Raw genomic sequence first — 1,448 nt, 5'->3', positions numbered from 1 at the left:
CCTGCTCACCCGGCCGCAGTCAGATGTTGGACCACGGCTTCCGTAGTCCGCTGCACGTGAGTGAGCACCCACCGCGTTGGCCCACAGCCACCGCCGTGGGTGCGTGGCGGGGATTCCGGTCACTGGTGATGGTTTCGCCATTCGGGGGCGAGGATCGCCCACATCTGCTTGTCGTGGCGGGTGCCGCCGTAGGGCCAGTACTCGCGTCGTACGCCTTCGAGCGTCATACCGAGCCGCCGGGCCACCGCGGAGCTGCGCTCGTTGTCGGCTCGGCAGTGCCACTCGGCGCGATGCATCCCCCGGGAGGCGAACGCCCACTCCAGCAGCGCGCGGCACGCCTCTGTGACCAGGCCATGACCCTCGACGGCCGGCTCCAGCCAGCAGCCGATCTCGCAGGAACCGAAGTCGGCGTCGAAGTCCACGAACATCACGCCGCCGACCAGCGTTCCGTCGAGCCAGATACCGAAGAGGCGGCCGCCATCCGCGGCCTGACGCTCGGCGTACCGGCACAGTGTGGCCCTCGCCCCGTCGAGGTCGTCGGTGACGAACCCCGGCCCGACCCACGGCCGGATGTGCTCGCGAGCCCGGTCCAGGTGGGCGGCGAACTCCTCGGCATGCCATATCTCCAGCGGGCGGAGGCGGGCGTTGTCCCGCAAAGAAAGGGAAAACATGATGACCCCATTCACATAACAAGCGTTACGGTTATGTACCGTAGCAGCATGCCACGCACCAAGGGGAACCATGAGGCTCGCCGACGCGATGTCTCCGAGGCGGTCTGGCGGGTGTTGGTCGCTCACGGCTTCGGTGGATTGACCATGCGAGCCGTCGCCGCCGAGCTCGATGCCACCACCGGCCTGCTCACCCACTACTTCCCCGCCAAACGCGACCTGGTTGCGTACGCCCTCGACCTGCTCGAACGGCGAAGTGCCTCCCGCCCCCGGCGCGCCGCCGACAAAGGCCTGTCCGCCGTGAGGGCCGCGCTGCTGGACATCCTGCCGCTGACTGACGAGGCCACCGAGAGCAACCGGATCTGGGTGTCCTCCTGGGATGCCGCGCTCGCCAACCCCGAGTTGAGCGGCGATTACGCCCGCAAGTACGCGCAGAGCCGCGAAAAGCTGCGCGACCTGGTCGCCGCAGCCCAACAGCTCGGCGAACTGCCCGATGGCGACCCGGCCCGCATCGCGGCCGGCGCCCAGTCCTTCGTGCTCGGTCTGGTGGTACAGGCACTATTCGACCCCCCGGCGTTCCCACCCCACCGCCAGGCCGAGCTCCTTGATGACTACCTGGCCACGTTGACCTCCCCGCCCTCATCCGGTGGCGATCACGAGGTCCTGTCCTGACGGCCACGCGTCTCGGAAGAGTTGTCGAGACTCGCACGGCGGCCGGCAGCGCGCACCGTTCATCGGCCCCGACACCCGTGTGCTCACCTTGCAGTCCCTTCCCGAAGA

The 1,448-nt window shown here is 68.5% G+C and carries 2 protein-coding genes; one reads left to right on the top strand and one right to left on the bottom strand.

Annotated elements, in window-relative coordinates:
• Positions 1 to 119: 119 nt before the first annotated feature.
• Positions 120 to 671 carry a GNAT family N-acetyltransferase gene (locus tag ACZ7IB_RS49250; protein ID WP_470921911.1) on the bottom strand — a complete coding sequence of 184 codons (552 nt, stop codon included), beginning with the start codon at positions 669 to 671 and terminating at the stop codon, positions 120 to 122.
• A gap of 48 nt (positions 672 to 719) precedes the next feature.
• Between ACZ7IB_RS49250 and ACZ7IB_RS49245 the strand changes: the two genes are divergently transcribed.
• On the top strand, positions 720 to 1,340 hold the full coding sequence (locus ACZ7IB_RS49245; protein WP_327277486.1) for a TetR/AcrR family transcriptional regulator: 621 nt from the start codon (positions 720 to 722) through the stop codon (positions 1,338 to 1,340).
• Positions 1,341 to 1,448 lie beyond the last annotated feature (108 nt).

Source organism: Streptomyces sp. NPDC037301 (assembly GCF_055602785.1).
The sequence above is the reverse complement of the archived record's forward strand: the minus strand, read 5'-3'. Positions and strand labels throughout refer to the sequence as shown.

Excerpts from the sequence above, each read along its gene's own strand:
- ACZ7IB_RS49250 (WP_470921911.1), bottom strand. The coding sequence starts at position 671 with ATGTTTTCCCTTTCTTTGCGGGACAACGCCCGCCTCCGCCCGCTGGAG.
- ACZ7IB_RS49245 (WP_327277486.1), top strand. The coding sequence starts at position 720 with ATGCCACGCACCAAGGGGAACCATGAGGCTCGCCGACGCGATGTCTCC.